General features: G+C 61.7%; 1 protein-coding gene. It reads left to right on the top strand.

Annotated features, from left to right (window positions below; all coding sequences use genetic code 11):
• A partial coding sequence (locus tag KVT14_RS20505; protein ID WP_217617308.1) for a hypothetical protein occupies positions 1–256 on the top strand: 256 nt, incomplete at its 5' end.
• Between the last annotated feature and the right edge of the window lie 8 nt (positions 257–264).

Genomic DNA, 264 nt, shown 5'->3' with positions numbered 1-264 from the left:
GGGTCTCCCGCTCTCTCTTCGCCACTCGCCGGGCCTTCACTCGACCATGAGCAACCATCCTCCCATCCCTACGATCTCCTTTTCCTTCTCGGACTCGGGCGAGTCGGATCTCCAGCAGATGCAGGCCATTCTGGACCGACTTGCCCGCCGGGAGGATATCCCGGATGACTGGTGGGCTGGTGCTGGCCTCTCGCGCACCATGGGTCGTGGCCTGAGCGCTAGTGCTGAGGGCAATGAGAACAACCGCACCGAGTGAACTTCTTT

Origin of the sequence: Cellulomonas sp. GbtcB1, from assembly GCF_019091725.1 — a bacterium.
Taxonomy (GTDB): Bacteria; Actinomycetota; Actinomycetes; order Actinomycetales; family Cellulomonadaceae; genus Cellulomonas.
The sequence above is the reverse complement of the archived record's forward strand: the minus strand, read 5'-3'. Positions and strand labels throughout refer to the sequence as shown.